Below are 15,255 nucleotides of genomic sequence, written 5' to 3'. Positions count from 1 at the left end.
CCCCGCCTGGAGATTTCCTGATGAGCAGCACCTTCTTCATTCCAGCCGTCAACATCATGGGCATCGACTGCCTCGACGAAGCCATGGACGCCATCCGCAACTACGGCTTTCGCAAGGCGCTGATCGTCACCGATGCCGGGCTGGCCAAGGCCGGCGTCGCCGGGATGATCGCCGAGAAGCTGGCCATGCAGGACATCGACTCGGTGATCTACGACGGCGCCAAGCCCAACCCGAGCATCGCCAACGTCGAGCAGGGCCTGGCTCGGCTGCAGCAGGAAAAGTGCGATTGCGTGATTTCCCTGGGGGGCGGTTCGCCCCATGACTGCGCCAAGGGTATCGCCCTGTGCGCCACCAACGGCGGGCATATCAGTGACTACGAAGGGGTCGATCGCTCGGCCAAGCCGCAGTTGCCGCTGATCGCCATCAACACCACTGCTGGCACCGCCAGCGAGATGACCCGTTTCTGCATCATCACCGACGAATCACGCCATGTGAAAATGGCCATCGTCGATCGCAACGTCACCCCATTGCTGTCGGTCAATGATCCGGCGCTGATGGTGGCCATGCCCAAGGGCCTGACCGCCGCCACCGGCATGGATGCCCTGACTCACGCCGTGGAGGCCTATGTCTCCACCGCAGCCAATCCGATCACCGATGCCTGTGCCTTGAAAGCCATCACCATGATCAGCCAGAACCTGCGCCAGGCAGTCCATGACGGCAGCAACCTGGAGGCGCGGGAGAACATGGCCTATGCCCAGTTCCTGGCCGGGATGGCCTTCAACAACGCATCCCTGGGGTTTGTGCATGCCATGGCCCACCAGCTGGGTGGTTTCTACGACTTGCCCCATGGTGTGTGCAACGCAGTGCTGCTGCCCCATGTGCAGAGCTTCAATGCGACGGTCTGCGCCGAGCGCCTGACCGACGTGGCCCATGCCATGGGCGCGGATATCCGCGGTTTCAGTCCGGAGGAGGGCGCCCAGGCAGCGATTGCGGCGATCCGAACCCTGGCTCGCGAGGTGGACATCCCGGCTGGCCTGCGCGAACTGGGCGCCAAGTTGCAGGACATCCCGGTACTGGCCGCCAACGCGCTGAACGATGCATGCGGTCTGACCAACCCGCGTCCAGCGGAGCAGCGGCAGATCGAGGAAATTTTCCGCAACGCGTTCTGATAAAAGGCAAAAAGGGCGGATTGAAAGCCCAGGCTCCAGAGAGGATAGTGCGGCCTTTGCCCCCGCCTCATCACAAGGAGCCGTGAATGATCCGCCCATCCTTCCTGATCCCCGCGCTGGGTTGCATCGGCGCGCTGCTGGGCAGCGTTGCAGTTGCTGCCCAGTGCCTGCCGCCGCCGCGCAATGCCCAGGTGCCGGGGTTTTCCCTGTGCAAGGATTGGCCAGCCTTCGCTGACCAGAGCATCAGCCTGCTCTCGGAATTGACCGCCGAGCCAGGGGTTGTCGATGCGACCGAGGACGGCACCTACGACCTGCAACTGGCGGTGCTGGACCGCAAGGGCGGCCAGGTGCTGGCCAGCTACCGCCAGCCGGCGGCCTTCGTCTCCGATGCCATACGCCTGGATAGCCTGAAGCTCGATACCGGACGCTTCCAACTGGCGCCGCAGGTGCGTGCCTTCGGTGTCAGGGCGGCGTTCTCGGGCTCCTCGCGGGTCAATCCATTCGACCAGGTCTGGCTCAATCTCTACGTGCGCGAAGGCAACACGCTGCGCCCGGTGATGGAGAAGTTCCTGGCCTATTCCTACAGCGGTGAGTGGGACGGGCAATGCACCGGGCAACGGGTGGAGACCACTCGTACCCTGGATATCGCCAGGACCCGTAGCCAGGGTTACGCCGACCTGATCGTGCGGTCGGTGAGTGTCACCACCCTGGGCGAGGGGCAGGGCGAGCAGTGCCAGTCCCGTTCCGTCACCACCCAGCCGGTGTTGACCACCCTGCATTACGACGGTCAGCGTTATGTCCTGCCCAGTGAGTTCAGCGGTCTTTGAAGGCGTTGCGATGAAACAGTCTGGATATGGCTGCGCGCTGCTGTTGTGGGGGCTACTGGTCGTCACGGCGGCGCAGGCCGAGTGTGATAGCCGGGTCGATGTCCCAGGCGAACTTCATGTGTGCAAAGCCTGGCCTGCGGAGCCGGGGATGAGCATCACTGCTCGGGCGACCCCGATGCCGGGGCAGCGGGACGACGGCACGCGCAGCTACAGCCTGGATGTGGCGCTGCTGTTGGACGACTCGAGCTGGGCCGTGGCCAGCAACTACAAGGACTCGGCGCTGTTCTCCGATGCCGTGGCCTTGCAGGGGCTGCAGATCGACACGGCGCGCTACCGCTTGAACCAGGCGGAGCGGGCCTTTGGCCTGCGCGTTCTTTACAGCCACGGCTCCAGCGCTGCGCCCTACGAGAAAACCGTGCTGACCCTCTACCGGCGTGACGACAAGCAAATCCTGCCGTTGCTGGAGGGACTGGTGGTGGATGAAAGCGCTGGCGAATTCGGTTGGGGCGGTGAATGCTCGGGACATTCCCGGATTCTGCACCGGACCCTGGCAACAGGACCTGGCCAGCATCATGGTTACGCCGACCTGATCGTGCGGAGCCGCGAACTCAAGACCGAGCATTTCAAGGGGCGCGATGGCTGCGGCAGTCGCGACCTGCCCGCCAGCACTAGCACGGTGACCCTGCACTACGATGGTTCGCGTTATCCGATCCCCGGCTCCTTGAAAGGACCTTGACCCATGCTGACCGGCCTCAATCACTTGACCCTGGCGGTCAGCGACCTGCCCCGCAGCCTGGGCTTCTACCATGCGCTGCTGCAACTGCGCCTGGAGGCCAGTTGGGATGGCGGCGCCTACCTGTCGCTGCCGGGCCTGTGGTTGTGCCTGTCGCTGGACCCTCACCGCCAGGTGCCTGCCGTGGCCGACTACACCCATTACGCCTTTGGCCTGGACGCTGCCGACTTCCAGCCCTTCGTCCAGCGCCTGCGCGAGGCCGGGGTGGAGGAGTGGCGCGACAACCGCAGTGAAGGCGCTTCGTTCTATTTTCTCGACCCGGATGGGCATCAGCTCGAAGCCCATGTCGGCGACCTGGCCTCGCGGTTGCAGGCCTGCCGTGAGCGCCCGTATGCCGGCATGCGCTTCTACCCGGTCGATTGATGGCCCGGGCTGGTTCGACCGTTGAACAATGCTGCTGGTGGTCAGGCCCCCGGATCGTGCAAAATCCTGCGCATTCATCCTGTGCCTGGCGCTCCTGCAAGGTGCGCTGACTTGGAGTCTTGCCGATGACCTCATCGCTGCTGCTGGCTGTTATCACCTCGGGATTCATCTATGCGATCACCCCCGGGCCAGGGGTGCTGGCGGTGTTCGGTATCGGTGCGGCTCGTGGGCGGCAGGCCGGGGCAGGGTTTCTCTGCGGGCACATGGTCGGGGACGTGGTGTGGTGCAGCACTGCGCTGGTGGCTATCGTCGGCGCCCGGGAAATCGGCAGCGAAGCGTTCAACATCCTGGGGTTTCTCAGTGGCCTGTATCTGTTCTGGCTCGGCCTGCGGGCGATCCGCAGCAAGGGTGGCAATGCCGATGATCCCCAGGGCGCGGCACGCAACCCGTTCTGGCACGGGATACTGTTCGGCCTGACCAATCCCAAGGCCTATCCGGTGGCGGTCGCGACCTTCACCGCGCTGCTTTCCAGCCGCGCCGAAATGCTCAGCTGGTCGATGCTGCCCGGCCTGATCGCCCTGAGTTTCCTCGGCGGCCTGGCGGCATACGCTATTCTCATTGGCATCGTGGGGGCGCGCCAGGTACGCGGCTGGTACCAGCGCCATGAGCTGGCGATCACCCGGGTCTGCGGGGTGATGTTCATCGGTTTTGCGGTCAATGCCCTGGTGCATGCGGTGCCCGGGCTGGTTGGCAACAAGTCGTAAGCAAGGCCGTTCGCAGGTTGCGACGGTACGCAGCCGGTGCCATGCGCCGGCTGGTCGGGCTCAAGGGATGGGTACTCAGTGCATTTTTCATGGGTAGTAGCTTTCTCTGATGGCAACCAAGAACTCCGCGCCTCTGGCCAGTTTCATCGACCTGCTCCTGGACGCCGTGTGTGCGGTGGATGCCGAGGGTCGCTTCGTGTTCGTCAGCGCTGCCTGCGAACGGGTCTTCGGCTACACCGCCGATGAGCTGATCGGTCGGCGGATGATCGAACTGGTGCATCCGGACGACCGCGAGCGCACCCTGCAGGCCGCCCGGGAAATCATGGGCGGGGTACCCAAGCCCAATTTCGAGAACCGTTACCTGCGCAAGGACGGGCGCGTGGCGCACATTCTCTGGTCGGCGCGCTGGTCGGAGGTCGACCAGTTGCGCATCGCCGTAGCCCGGGACATCACCGAGCGCAAGCAGGCGGAGTCCAGGCAGGCCGCGTTGTACGCGATTTCCGAAGCCGCCCATGCCACTGAAGACCTGCTGGTGCTGTTCAGGCATGTACACCGGATCATCGGTGAGTGGTTGCCGGCGGTGAACTGTGCCCTGGCCCTGTATGACGAGCGCTCCGGGAGCCTGAGCTTTCCCTATCACGTGGATGACTGCGAAGGCAGCCCGGAACTGCCGGGGACGCTGATTGGCCGGTTCTGCAGCGAAGTCCTGCAGCGCGGCCAGCCCTTGCTGCTGACCGCGGAGTGCCCCTTGACCCGGGACCTGTGGCAGGAATTTGCCGCCCTCCAGGGCCCGCGGGGCTGGCTCGGTGTGCCGCTCAATGCGCAGAAGGGCACCATCGGCGTGCTGATGGTCAAGAGTGCGCCCGCGACCCAGGGTTACGCCGAGCAGGACCAGGAGCTGCTGCAATACGTCAGTGCGCAATTGGCCACGGCCATCGAGCGCAAGCAGTTGCATGCCCGGCTGCACTACATGGCCGAGTATGACCAGTTGACCCACCTGCCCAACCGCGAGTTGCTGCGCGAGCGCCTGCGCCTGGCCCTGGCCCGTGCCCGACGCGAATCGGGGCGCATGGCTCTGTTGTATGTCGACCTGGACAAGTTCAAGGAGGTCAACGATACCTGCGGGCATGCAGTGGGCGACATGCTGTTGCAGGCGGTGGCCAACCGGCTCAAGGCCTGTATCCGGGAAAGCGACACCGTGGCGCGGATTGGCGGCGACGAGTTCGTGATCCTCCTGGAGAACGTGCAGCACAGCGACGATGCCCAGCGGGTGGCGGAGAAGATCCGGCGGGCCCTGGACGAGCCGCTGCGCCTTGACGGCCATTCCTTGAGCATCCTGCCGAGCATCGGCATCGGCTTGTACCCCGAGCATGGCCAGGAGGAAAAGCAGTTGTTCAAGCATGCCGACGAGGCCATGTACGCGGCCAAGCGAGCCCACAAGAGCCACTCCAACGCTTGATGGCGTGCGACGCCGTTCGTCGTTCCGGCTAAACCTTCAGGGCCTGTGGGTTTCCCTATGCAGGCGGGAGTCGCTGCTCCCGACCGATTCACTGCAACAGGAGAGCCACACCATGAACGCCATCGCCACTGTCATGCGCAGCGCCGGCCTGGCGCTGCTTCTGGGCCTGGGAGCGACCAGTGCCCTGGCCCAGTCTCCCGCCGCCTTCATCGATGAAGCCTCGGCCAAGGGCATGGCCGACATCGAGGCCAGCCGCCAGGCACATCAGCAAACCTCTTCCAGGGCGGTCAAGGAATACACCATCCAGGTGATCAACGACCGCACCACGGCCAACCAGCACCTGGCCAGGATCGCCCGGCAGCTGGACCTGCCGGTCGCCCCCCGCGAGCAAGTGATGAGCCAGGCCAAGACCCTGATACCGGCTGTTGCCGAAGGCGAAGACTTCGACCGTGCCTATGCCGCGAACCAGATCCGCAGCACCGAGCAAGCGATCCGGCAGATCCGCCAGCAGGCCGAGGCCAGCGACGTACCTCAGCTCAAGGCGTTTGCCGAGGAAACCCTGCCCAAGCTGGAAAACCACCTGCAACTGGCCAAGGCGTTGCAGGCGGGGCGCCTGCCTGGCTACCTGGAAGGCTGATTGGACGGCGCCTGCCCAGCCATGGTCAGGCGCCTGGCCGCGCGATGCTTACACCTGCAAACACTCCTTCGCAGAATAAAACAGGATTGTGCTGGAGCCCCTGGGGCTACGGGCTTAACGTGGCCCGGATAGGGTGCCGCTCGAGCGCCTTGCGGTTCAAGGAGACAGCGCATGACGCAGGCAGGAGCTTCGATCATCGACCTGTATCACCGGGCGGAAGATTATTTCTTCGTGTCCATTTCTCAATTCCATCGTCCTTTCGGCCCTGACCTGAGCGCCTATTGCACCGGGGTCGAGGCCAGCAGCCTGAACCTGCTGATCATGCGCGATCTTGGTGCCGACAGCGCCGCGCGACTGGCCGAGGGCGTGGCGTTCCTGCAGCGTACCGACATGCCGTTCTGCGTGGTGGTGCCCGAGATCCATGTCTCCCGGGTCAGCGAGCAATTGCGCCAGCAGCGCCTGTTGCCGGCGGACCGGACCACCTGCATGGCCCTGGATCTTGCGGCCTATGAGGCCCCTGCGTCCCTGCAGTCGCAGGCGGATGTGCGGAGTACCGATGACTGCCTGGAGGACTGGGGAGCGCCGGTGGGGAGCGCCTTCGAGTCCAGTGGTGGAGGGATCGAGCAGTACCTGGCCCGACATCGGGCTGCCGCGCAGGCCGGTCGGAACCTGCGCCATTTCACCCTGTATGTCGACCAGCGTCCGGTGAGCGCCCTGACCCTGTCCATGGGGGCTGGGGTAGCGCGGCTCGATGATATCGGCACTTTGCAGGCCTGCCAGGGGCGCGGTCATGCCACGGCGCTGATCCACTCGGTACTGGCCTTCGTCAAGGCCCAGGGCGCCAGCAGCTGCGTGTTGGAGGCGTCTCTGGACGGCCTGTCGATCTACCGCAAGCTGGGCTTCAAGCGCCTGTTCGACTATTGCACGTTCTGCGAGGAATGATTCCTCGTCTGCCTGTGGCCCGCCTCAGCGTCCGGCGTTGAGCCGGAACTGCCGCGGGCTGAGCCCGGTCAGGGCCTTGAACTGCCGGCTGAAGGCACTGTGATCGGTGTAACCGCATTGCAATGCCACTTCGGTGATGGGTTCTTCGGTGACCAGCAATCGCGAGGCATGCTCCAGGCGCGCCTTGTGGATCATCTGCCGTGGCGTCAGGTGGAAGATGCGCTTGCAGTAGCGCTCCAGCTGGGCGATGGACAGGTTGGCGATGCGCGTCAGGTCTTCGAGGCGGATAGCCTCGCTGTAATGTTCGCGAATGTGTCGGTCCACCGCCGCCAGGCGCTCATAGGCCGGATGAGTGTCGCGAGCGGCCTGCAAGTCCAGGGAGATGCCGGCCATGCCGATGATTTCGCCATTGCGCCCGTGCAGGGGCAGTTTGTGGGTCAGGCACCATCCGGGTTCGCGACTGCCGTACAGGTGCAGTTCCAGTTGCCCCTTGATGGTGATGCCCTGGCGCAGTACCCGTTGATCCTGCTCGGTATAGACCGGGCCGAGCATCACCGGAAAGACTTCGGCGGAGGTCTTTCCCAGCAGTGGCTGGATGTTCTTGAAGCCGCAGCGCTGGGCCAGGGTCAGGTTGGCGCTCAGGTAGCGGGCCTGCAGGTCCTTGATGAAGAACACGGCGTTGGGAATGCAGTCCAGCAGGGGGATGATCAGCTCCATGCTGGCCAGCAGGCTGTCGATATCCCGGGGGCGCAGGGTGGCAATGGCCTGGGGCAAATGGTGGAGCTGTGCGCTATCGATCATCGTCGGCCTCTCTGCGGGGGACTTGTTGTCGGGGTCGATGAAACCAGGGGGCACGACAGTGCGGGGCTGGGCCAGCCGGGACGATCACCCGGCTGGCGGTTCGCAGATGTCGGAATGCGGTGGTACCCCGTCCCGCATCAGGGTGGCGATCCGTGCCGGTACCAGCGGTGCGCGTGGCGGCGTGATGCTCCAGCCGAACAGCTGCTGGGCGGCGCTGGCACACACCCGGCCCTGGCAGGCACCCATGCCGCACCGGCTTTGCAGCTTGGCCGTGGGCCAGTCGGGGGCGGCGGCCACGGTGGCATAGGGCACATCCTCGCAACGACAGAGCAGGGTATCAGGACGGGCCAGTTCGAGGATCGGCGGCTGCAGGGCGAAGTGTTTCCGTAGTTGACCGGCAAACCGCTGCCAATGCCGGCGCTGGCGAACCAGCCCGGCAGCACGATCTTGCTGCCCTGTGGCGATACAGCCGGCTATTTCACCTTCAACCTGCGACAGCTCGCTGCCGCCGATACCGGTGCATTCACCGGCGGCGTAGATGTGGGACAGGCTGCTGCGCTGTTCGGCGTCGACGGCGATGGCGCCCTGTTCCAGACGGCAGCCCAGGTGACTGGCCAGGCGGGTGTTGGGCACCAGGCCGAAACCGCAGGCCAGGTAGTCGCAGGGTATTTCCTGGATGCGCCGCCCCTGGCGGATGCGCACGGCTTCCAGGCGCTGCTCGCCGAGGGCCTCGACCACATGGGCATTGCACCGATAGGCCGGGGTCGCCAGGCGCAGGGCCTGGGCCAGCTTGTTCGGCCAGCGCCACAACTGGCTGGTGAAGCCCAGCAAGGCACTGGCGGGGGCCTGCTCCAGCACCCGGGTCACCCGGGCCCCGGCCTGGCGTGCGGTGGCGGCGCTGGCCAGCAGCAGCGGGCCACTGCCGGCGATCAGCACGGATTGGCCGGCCAGAGGCAGGCCGTTCTTGAGCAATGCCTGCAAGCCTCCGGCACCGGTGACGCCGGGCAGGGTCCAGCCGGGAAAGGGCAGCAGCAGTTCCTGGGCGCCGCAGCACAGGATCAGTTGTTCATATTCCACCTGCCAGGCTTGCCGGGCATCTTCCAGCAGCAGGCTACGGGGCCCCAGGGCGCAAATGATGCGGGTGCCACCCAGGTGGCGCACCGCCGGATGCTGCAACGCCTCGAAGCGTTCGGCCTGGGTGGCGGTCGGCGGGTGATCGGGCCCGTTGCGCCAGATCTGGCCTCCGGGGCGCGGGTTATCGTCTACCACGAGGATCGAGCGTGCGCGCTGGCTGGCGGCCCGAGCGGCCGCCAGCCCCGCCGGACCACTGCCGACGATCAGCAACTGGCATTGCAAGCGGGTGGCGGTCATTGGCTGCGCTCCACCTGCATGCCATCGCGGCACAAGGTCTGGCAGGCCAGTTGGCGATAGCCATCGATGGTCATCCGGCATTCCTGGCAGATGCCCATGCCACACAGTGGTGCCCGTGGGCGACCGGTACAGGAGGTGCGGGTGCGCAGGTCGCCGCTGGCGGCCACCGCTGCCGCGACGCTGATACCAGGGCGCACCTGCAAGGGGTGCTGGTCCAGGTAGATGATCATGGAGTCTCTCCAGTCAGGGTGGCAAAGCGCCCGGGCAGGTAGGGGCGAGGGTCGATCGCCGGGCGTTCGCCGAGCATCAGGTCTGCCAGCAGCCGGGCACTGCCGGGCGCGGTGGTCACTCCCAGGCCTTCGTGCCCGACCGCCAGCCACAGGCCGGGCTGCAGAGGGTGTTCGCCGAGGATCGGCAGGCCGTCGGGGGTGGCAGCGCGAAAGCCGGTCCAGGCGCGGATGCCGTTGAGTTGCGCCAGTTCCGGCAGGTAGTCCACGGCCCGGTGCAGCATCGTTGCCAGCACTTGGGGGTCGACCTGGGGATCGAGTACGTCGAACTGGCGGGACGAGCCGATCAGCAACTGGCCGGTGGGGCGTGGCTGGACATTGAAGGCCACCGAGGTGCCGTCGCTGGCATGGGCACTGGCGGCATACCCCAGTTCCACCAGTTGATGGCCAACCCGGCGTGGATAACGGTCGGTGATCAGCAGGTGGCCCTTTTTCGCGCGCAGGGACAACGCCGGTAGCAATGCGTGGGCTCCCAGGCCGTTGGCCAGCACTACCCGGGGAGCGCGCAGCAGGCGGCCGTCGCTCAGCTCCAGCTGGTCTGCGGCGAGGCGGCGCACATGGGCGCGGTGGTGGCTGATCCGCGGGTGGCTGTCCAGTAGCCAGCGAGCGGTGGCGGGGGCATACAGGATGCCGTCGCCGGGGATTTTCAAGGCACCACCCAGGCCCTTGCGCAGCATCGGCTCCAGTGCAGCCAGTTGCGCACCATCAAGCATCTGGGTGGCCACTGCGTGGTCGACCAGGGTGCGCTGCTTGGCTCGCGCAAGGTCCATTTCATCGGCGTCGGCGGCCAGCCACAGGGTGCCGCAGCCGCGATAGGCGCAGGCCTCGGGCAGGCGCTCGCGCATTCGTCGCCAGAGCTCGATGGAGTAGTGACTCAGGGCCAGCTCCGCCGGGTTGTCATCCATGACCACCAGGTGGCCCATGCCGGCCCCGGTGGCCCCTCCGACCGCATCATCCACGACCAGAACCTGCAGGTTGCGCCGGGCCAGCTCGTGGGCGCAGGCGGCACCGATGATTCCACCGCCGACCACGATCACGTCTGCTTCGAGCGCCTGGCTCACGAATCGATGCCCCAGGCGAACGGGTCGCTGTCGTCCAGCAGCAGGGTCGCCTCGGCGCTGATGTGGGCGCTGCCCCGCAGGATCGGGATGATCTGCTCGCCGGCGGTTTCGTAGTAGGCGCTGAACTGGCTGCCGATGACACTGGCCTGGCGCCAGGTCTGGCCCGGTGCAAGCTTGCCGTCCGCCGCCAGGCACGCCAGCTTGGCGCTGGTGCCGGTGCCGCAGGGCGAGCGGTCGTAGGCCTTGCCGGGGCACAGCACGAAGTTGCGGCTGTCGGCCTCGGGATCGTCGGCGAACAGTTCGATGTGATCGATGAGCCCGCCCTGGGCCCCGGTGATCCCGGAAGCTTCCAGGGCCTGGCGCACGTTCCAGGTGTACTGGGTCAAGGCTTCGACATTATCCAGGGCAATGCGCTGGCCATGGTCGCTGATGAGGAAGAACCAGTTGCCGCCCCAGGCGATGTCGCCATGCACCAGGCCCAGTTCGGGGACTTGTACGGCTACCTGGCGGCGAAAGCGATAGGCGGGAACGTTGCGCACGCTTACCGAGAGGTCGTCGTGCAGGGTGGCTTGTACCGTGCCCACCGGGGTCTCGATGCGATGCACGCCGCAGTCGATGCGGCCCAGGTGATGCAGCGAGCGCACCAGGCCGATGGTGCCGTGGCCGCACATGCCCAGGTAGCCGCTGTTGTTGAAGAAGATCACACCGGCACAGGCATCGTTCGCCTGCGGCTCGCAGAGCAGGGCTCCTACCAGTACGTCGCTGCCCCTGGGCTCGAGGACGCAGGCGCGGCGCCAGGGATCGTGGCGCTCGCGCAGCACTTGCAGGCGTTCGGCCATGGATCCACGGCCCAGGTCAGGGAAACCATCGATGACCAGGCGAGTGGGTTCGCCGCCGGTGTGGGAGTCGATCACGGAAATTCTGTTCATGGCAGCACCTGATGGGAAAGGGCTACAGAGTGGGCCAGGGGAGGGCCGTGCCGCTTGTGGGTTTTCGCTGTATGGAATGACGAAATCAGCATAGTTGAAGCGACTGGAACGTTGCCTGGGCGCAGACCGGTGCCAGCTGGTGGCAAACAGAAAACCAGGCAAGGACGGTGGTTGCCAGTGCAGGGGCAGAGCGGAAAAGTGTGCCGATTTCGTCTATTTCGCGGAGGAAAACCCTCAAGCTGCGGCGAGGATAAAAAGCGACTCTGGTTTTTGTTTCCGGTCCCGAGCGGCCGGAACGACTTCTTATAAGGAAAAGACCATGAGCCGTACAGCCTTCTGTCGAAGCGGTGTTTTGCCCTCCGCGTCCACTGTGTTCGAAGCCCGTTCATTTCTCGATCCGCAGACCTTTGGCGAGCTGCTGCCGGGCCTGGTGGACGCTGCTGCTTCAGCCTTGCCAGGCACAGGCTGCTGAACGCTGGCGGGCTTGCGATTCAAGGACCACGACACGCTGTGACCGCCGGATGGCTCCCTCGGCGTGACATTCGATCTGCCTATTCCAATAACCCATAAAGGCGCGCCTCCATGTCAGGCAAAGGTAAATTCAAGAAACAACTCTCTCTGGTGGACCTGACCTTCATTGGTCTGGGTGCCATCTTCGGTTCCGGCTGGCTGTTCGCCGCCAGCCACGTCTCGGCGATCGCCGGGCCGGCGGGAATCTTCTCCTGGCTGCTGGGCGGCTTCGCCGTATTGCTGCTGGGCATCGTCTACTGCGAGCTGGGGGCAGCGCTGCCCCGTGCCGGTGGCGTGGTGCGCTATCCGGTGTTCTCCCACGGCCCGTTGCTCGGCTACCTGATGGGCTTCATCACCCTGATCGCTTTTTCCAGCCTGGTGGCGATCGAAGTCGTGGCAGCCCGGCAATATGCCGCGGCCTGGTTTCCCGGCCTGACCCACGAAGGCACCAGCAATCCGACAATCATCGGCTGGCTGGTGCAGTTCGCGCTGCTGTGCCTGTTTTTCTGGCTCAACTACAACAGCGTCAAGACGTTCGCCAAATCCAACAACTTCATCAGCCTGTTCAAGTTCATCGTGCCGCTGCTGGTGATCGGGGTGCTGTTCACCTTCTTCAAGCCCGACAACTTTCATGTCCAGGGTTTTGCCCCGTTCGGCATGTCGGGAATCGAGATGGCCGTCTCGGCGGGGGGCATCATCTTCGCTTACCTGGGACTGACGCCGATCATTTCGGTGGCCAGCGAAGTGCGTAATCCGCAGCGCACCATTCCCATCGCCCTGATCCTCTCGGTGCTGCTGTCGACCCTCATCTACGGCCTGCTGCAACTGGCCTTCCTGGGCAGCATCCCCACCGAGATGCTGGCCAACGGCTGGAGTGGCATCAGCAAGGAGTTCTCCCTGCCATACCGCGATATCGCCCTGACGCTCGGAGTGGGCTGGCTGGCCTACCTGGTAGTGGCCGACGCGGTGATCTCTCCCAGCGGCTGCGGCAACATCTACATGAATGCCACGCCGCGAGTGATCTACGGCTGGGCGCGCACGGGGACGTTCTTCAAGATATTCACCCGTATCGACGAGCAGTCCGGCATCCCGCGTCCAGCGCTATGGCTGACCTTCGGCCTGTCGGTGTTCTGGACCTTGCCCTTCCCGTCCTGGGAGGCGCTGATCAATGTGGTTTCCGCAGCGCTGGTGCTGAGCTACGCGGTGGCCCCCATCAGCGTTGCGGCCTTGCGCAAGAGTGCGCCGGACCTGGCACGGCCTTTCCGGGTCAAGGGCTTTGCACTGCTGGGGCCGGTGTCCTTCGTGATCGCCGCGCTGATCGTCTACTGGTCGGGCTGGAGCACGGTGTCCTGGCTACTGGGGCTGCAGATCCTGATGTTCGTGATCTACCTGTTCTGCAAGCGCCTGGTACCCACTGATCACCTGAGCCTGGGGGAACAGGTCCGGTCGTCCCTGTGGCTGATCGCCTTCTATGCCCTGACCATCGTCATTTCCTACCTGGGCAGTTTCGGCGGCATCGGTGTCCTGGCCCATCCGTTCGACACCTTGACAGTCACGCTGATGGCCCTGTGCATTTACTACTGGGGAGCCAACACCGGGGTGCCCAGCGCCAAGCTGGCGCTGGATGGCGACGAGTCGGAGTGATCCTGCCCATGAAGCAATAGCACCTGCTGCAATACCGCCTCCTGGCTGCAATGGCCAGGGAGGCGGTCAGCCATGCTGATGCTGGCAAGGGTTTGCTCACGTCAGGTGTCGTGCTGATTCTCTTTTGTCTGGCGCTGCTGTTTCATGGATACCTTCGGACCAGGAAGATGAGCCATGGAACTGCATTTCGAAACCCCCAACCTGCTGCTGCGCCCCCGGACTATCGAGCACTTCGAAGCCTGCTTGTGCATGGACCAGGATCCGCAAGTCACGCAATTCATCCCCGGGACCTGGGACGGTGGCCAATGGCACAGGGATTTCCTGCGCGGGCGAATGTCCCAGGACTTCGGTGATCGTTGCGGTTATTGGGCGATCTTTGCCAGGCAGGCGCCGGATGAGTTGCTGGGCTGGGTTTCGTTCATTCCGTTCGATGCCGTCGGGCCCGAGCTGGAAATGGGGTGGCGCCTGGTCCGCCGAGCCTGGGGGCGTGGCGTGGCGTCCGAGGCCGCCTTGCGCATCGTCGAGCATGCCTTCGCCGACCCGGCTGTCGAACGGCTGGTGGCCGACGCCCATGTGGACAATGCCGCGTCGCTGGCGGTGGCTCGCAAGATCGGTTTTCGGGTGACCCACGATGGTGAGTTCGAAGGCGTACCCAGCCGGTTCATGGAAATGACCCGCGAGGATTTCCATCAGCGCCAGGTTGCGGCACTGAGCCGGGTGGTTCGCTGACAGGGCAGGCGAGGCGCCGGTCTCTCGCGCCTCGCCGGTCCTTCACAGATGGCGACCGACCCACCACAGCACCAGGAAGGCGATACCGGCGACCAGGGCCGAGAGCTGGAACAGATTGATCAGCCACTTCAGGCCCAGGGGAAAGTTGCGGTAGTCACGCACATTCAGCCCGCCATTGCGCAGGAACAGATGGGGCATGGCGAACATTCCCCCGATGCACAGCAACATGAAGAACCGGCTCAGGGGATCCTTGCCCAGCAAGGGGATGCGGATGGCGATGACCCGGCACCGCGATAGATGCCCGACCATGTCGTCGAGCCTGAAATAGCCCAGGTAGATCTGGATCGCCAGGGACACCAGGGCGGACATGATCACCAGTACCCAACCGGCGGTGTAGATATCTTCGGCATTGCACATAGCTGTTCAGTGACCTCCTCAAGCCTTGCGCCATGGCGCTCGGCGTATCGCTCCTTCAGTGGACCCTGCACGCAGGGCAGCCGACCACCATACCATTGCGGGAGTGGTCAGGCCGGGCGAGGGAGCAATGGCGGTCGTGCGGGCCACCGGGTGAGGTGCGCGGGATTGTTGCTAGAGCTTGGCGCAGCGGTCGATGTCGGCCTGGGTCGTGACCTGGGTATCGATGCCCAGGCGATACTTGCAGTAGTCGATGATCATCTGCCGTTCTTCGCTGGTGAGCTTCTCCACCTTGCGGTGGTCACCGTCATTGGCGTGGATGTTGAAGAACTCCAGCTGCAGGCTTGGCGAGTGCTTGAGGAACCAGCGGGTATGGGTCTCGGCCTCCTCCAGTTCGGTGTAGTAGCCGACGTTGAGCAGGACCAGCAGTGCGAGTGTCAGCAGCAGGATGATTTTTTTCATAGGCGATACCTTCCATGGACAGAGGCACCTGTGGCGCCGGGATGGGCATGCTCCCGGGCTTGGCTCGACTTGGCAAGCCCTGGCGCCAGCGGG

General features: G+C 64.7%; 18 protein-coding genes. 11 read left to right on the top strand and 7 right to left on the bottom strand.

Annotated elements, in window-relative coordinates; all coding sequences use genetic code 11:
- Window positions 1–20 precede the first annotated feature (20 nt).
- From yiaY to LGQ10_RS11860, 8 genes are all read left to right on the top strand, one after another.
- Entirely contained in the window at window positions 21–1,169 is a 1,149-nt protein-coding gene (gene yiaY, locus LGQ10_RS11895; RefSeq protein ID WP_226525642.1) for an L-threonine dehydrogenase, read from the top strand.
- Between the two features lie 86 nt (window positions 1,170–1,255).
- Window positions 1,256–1,996 (top strand): hypothetical protein, encoded by a 741-nt coding sequence (locus LGQ10_RS11890; RefSeq protein WP_226525641.1) that lies wholly within the window; start codon window positions 1,256–1,258, stop codon window positions 1,994–1,996.
- 148 nt (window positions 1,997–2,144) lie between these two features.
- Window positions 2,145–2,732: a hypothetical protein gene (locus tag LGQ10_RS11885; protein ID WP_226525640.1), complete on the top strand. Its 588-nt coding sequence runs from the start codon at window positions 2,145–2,147 to the stop codon at window positions 2,730–2,732.
- Between the two features lie 3 nt (window positions 2,733–2,735).
- The gene (gene fos, locus LGQ10_RS11880; protein WP_058434199.1) at window positions 2,736–3,152 is read left to right on the top strand and encodes a fosfomycin resistance glutathione transferase; all 417 of its coding nucleotides are present in this window, start codon (window positions 2,736–2,738) and stop codon (window positions 3,150–3,152) included.
- 125 nt (window positions 3,153–3,277) lie between these two features.
- On the top strand, window positions 3,278–3,916 hold the full coding sequence (locus tag LGQ10_RS11875; protein ID WP_226525639.1) for a LysE family translocator: 639 nt from the start codon (window positions 3,278–3,280) through the stop codon (window positions 3,914–3,916).
- A 109-nt stretch (window positions 3,917–4,025) separates the two neighbouring features.
- Entirely contained in the window at window positions 4,026–5,375 is a 1,350-nt protein-coding gene (locus LGQ10_RS11870; RefSeq protein WP_226525638.1) for a sensor domain-containing diguanylate cyclase, read from the top strand.
- A gap of 112 nt (window positions 5,376–5,487) precedes the next feature.
- Window positions 5,488–6,012 (top strand): DUF4142 domain-containing protein, encoded by a 525-nt coding sequence (locus tag LGQ10_RS11865; protein WP_226525637.1) that lies wholly within the window; start codon window positions 5,488–5,490, stop codon window positions 6,010–6,012.
- Window positions 6,013–6,183: 171 nt separating this feature from the next.
- Window positions 6,184–6,954 (top strand): GNAT family N-acetyltransferase, encoded by a 771-nt coding sequence (locus tag LGQ10_RS11860; protein ID WP_226525636.1) that lies wholly within the window; start codon window positions 6,184–6,186, stop codon window positions 6,952–6,954.
- A gap of 24 nt (window positions 6,955–6,978) precedes the next feature.
- On the opposite strand, the gene LGQ10_RS11855 is transcribed toward LGQ10_RS11860, so the two are convergent.
- The 5 genes from LGQ10_RS11855 to LGQ10_RS11835 all read right to left on the bottom strand — a co-directional run bounded on the left by LGQ10_RS11855 (window position 6,979) and on the right by LGQ10_RS11835 (window position 11,403).
- Window positions 6,979–7,755, bottom strand: a complete 777-nt coding sequence (locus tag LGQ10_RS11855) for an AraC family transcriptional regulator (protein ID WP_226525635.1) — start codon at window positions 7,753–7,755, stop codon at window positions 6,979–6,981.
- Window positions 7,756–7,839: 84 nt separating this feature from the next.
- Window positions 7,840–9,126, bottom strand: a complete 1,287-nt coding sequence (locus LGQ10_RS11850) for an FAD/NAD(P)-binding oxidoreductase (protein WP_226525634.1) — start codon at window positions 9,124–9,126, stop codon at window positions 7,840–7,842.
- The gene (locus LGQ10_RS11845; protein ID WP_058434883.1) at window positions 9,123–9,356 is read right to left on the bottom strand and encodes a 2Fe-2S iron-sulfur cluster-binding protein; all 234 of its coding nucleotides are present in this window, start codon (window positions 9,354–9,356) and stop codon (window positions 9,123–9,125) included. Before LGQ10_RS11845 ends, LGQ10_RS11850 begins: the two co-directional genes overlap by 4 nt.
- Window positions 9,353–10,474 carry an NAD(P)/FAD-dependent oxidoreductase gene (locus tag LGQ10_RS11840; RefSeq protein WP_058434884.1) on the bottom strand — a complete coding sequence of 374 codons (1,122 nt, stop codon included), beginning with the start codon at window positions 10,472–10,474 and terminating at the stop codon, window positions 9,353–9,355. Before LGQ10_RS11840 ends, LGQ10_RS11845 begins: the two co-directional genes overlap by 4 nt.
- Window positions 10,471–11,403 carry a 4-hydroxyproline epimerase gene (locus tag LGQ10_RS11835; RefSeq protein ID WP_058434885.1) on the bottom strand — a complete coding sequence of 311 codons (933 nt, stop codon included), beginning with the start codon at window positions 11,401–11,403 and terminating at the stop codon, window positions 10,471–10,473. Before LGQ10_RS11835 ends, LGQ10_RS11840 begins: the two co-directional genes overlap by 4 nt.
- Before the next feature lie 319 nt (window positions 11,404–11,722).
- Between LGQ10_RS11835 and LGQ10_RS11830 the strand changes: the two genes are divergently transcribed.
- From LGQ10_RS11830 to LGQ10_RS11820, 3 genes are all read left to right on the top strand, one after another.
- The gene (locus LGQ10_RS11830) at window positions 11,723–11,875 is read left to right on the top strand and encodes a hypothetical protein (RefSeq protein WP_226525633.1); all 153 of its coding nucleotides are present in this window, start codon (window positions 11,723–11,725) and stop codon (window positions 11,873–11,875) included.
- 110 nt (window positions 11,876–11,985) lie between these two features.
- Window positions 11,986–13,557: an APC family permease gene (locus LGQ10_RS11825; protein WP_226525632.1), complete on the top strand. Its 1,572-nt coding sequence runs from the start codon at window positions 11,986–11,988 to the stop codon at window positions 13,555–13,557.
- A gap of 174 nt (window positions 13,558–13,731) precedes the next feature.
- The gene (locus tag LGQ10_RS11820) at window positions 13,732–14,286 is read left to right on the top strand and encodes a GNAT family N-acetyltransferase (RefSeq protein WP_226525631.1); all 555 of its coding nucleotides are present in this window, start codon (window positions 13,732–13,734) and stop codon (window positions 14,284–14,286) included.
- A gap of 42 nt (window positions 14,287–14,328) precedes the next feature.
- On the opposite strand, the gene LGQ10_RS11815 is transcribed toward LGQ10_RS11820, so the two are convergent.
- Window positions 14,329–14,703, bottom strand: a complete 375-nt coding sequence (locus LGQ10_RS11815; RefSeq protein WP_226525630.1) for a hypothetical protein — start codon at window positions 14,701–14,703, stop codon at window positions 14,329–14,331.
- A 171-nt stretch (window positions 14,704–14,874) separates the two neighbouring features.
- Window positions 14,875–15,162, bottom strand: coding sequence for a hypothetical protein (locus tag LGQ10_RS11810; RefSeq protein ID WP_058437405.1), 288 nt, complete (start codon window positions 15,160–15,162; stop codon window positions 14,875–14,877).
- Window positions 15,163–15,255 lie beyond the last annotated feature (93 nt).

The sequence above is a fragment of the Pseudomonas sp. L5B5 genome, assembly GCF_020520285.1.
Classification (GTDB): domain Bacteria; phylum Pseudomonadota; class Gammaproteobacteria; order Pseudomonadales; family Pseudomonadaceae; genus Aquipseudomonas.
The sequence above is the reverse complement of the archived record's forward strand: the minus strand, read 5'-3'. Positions and strand labels throughout refer to the sequence as shown.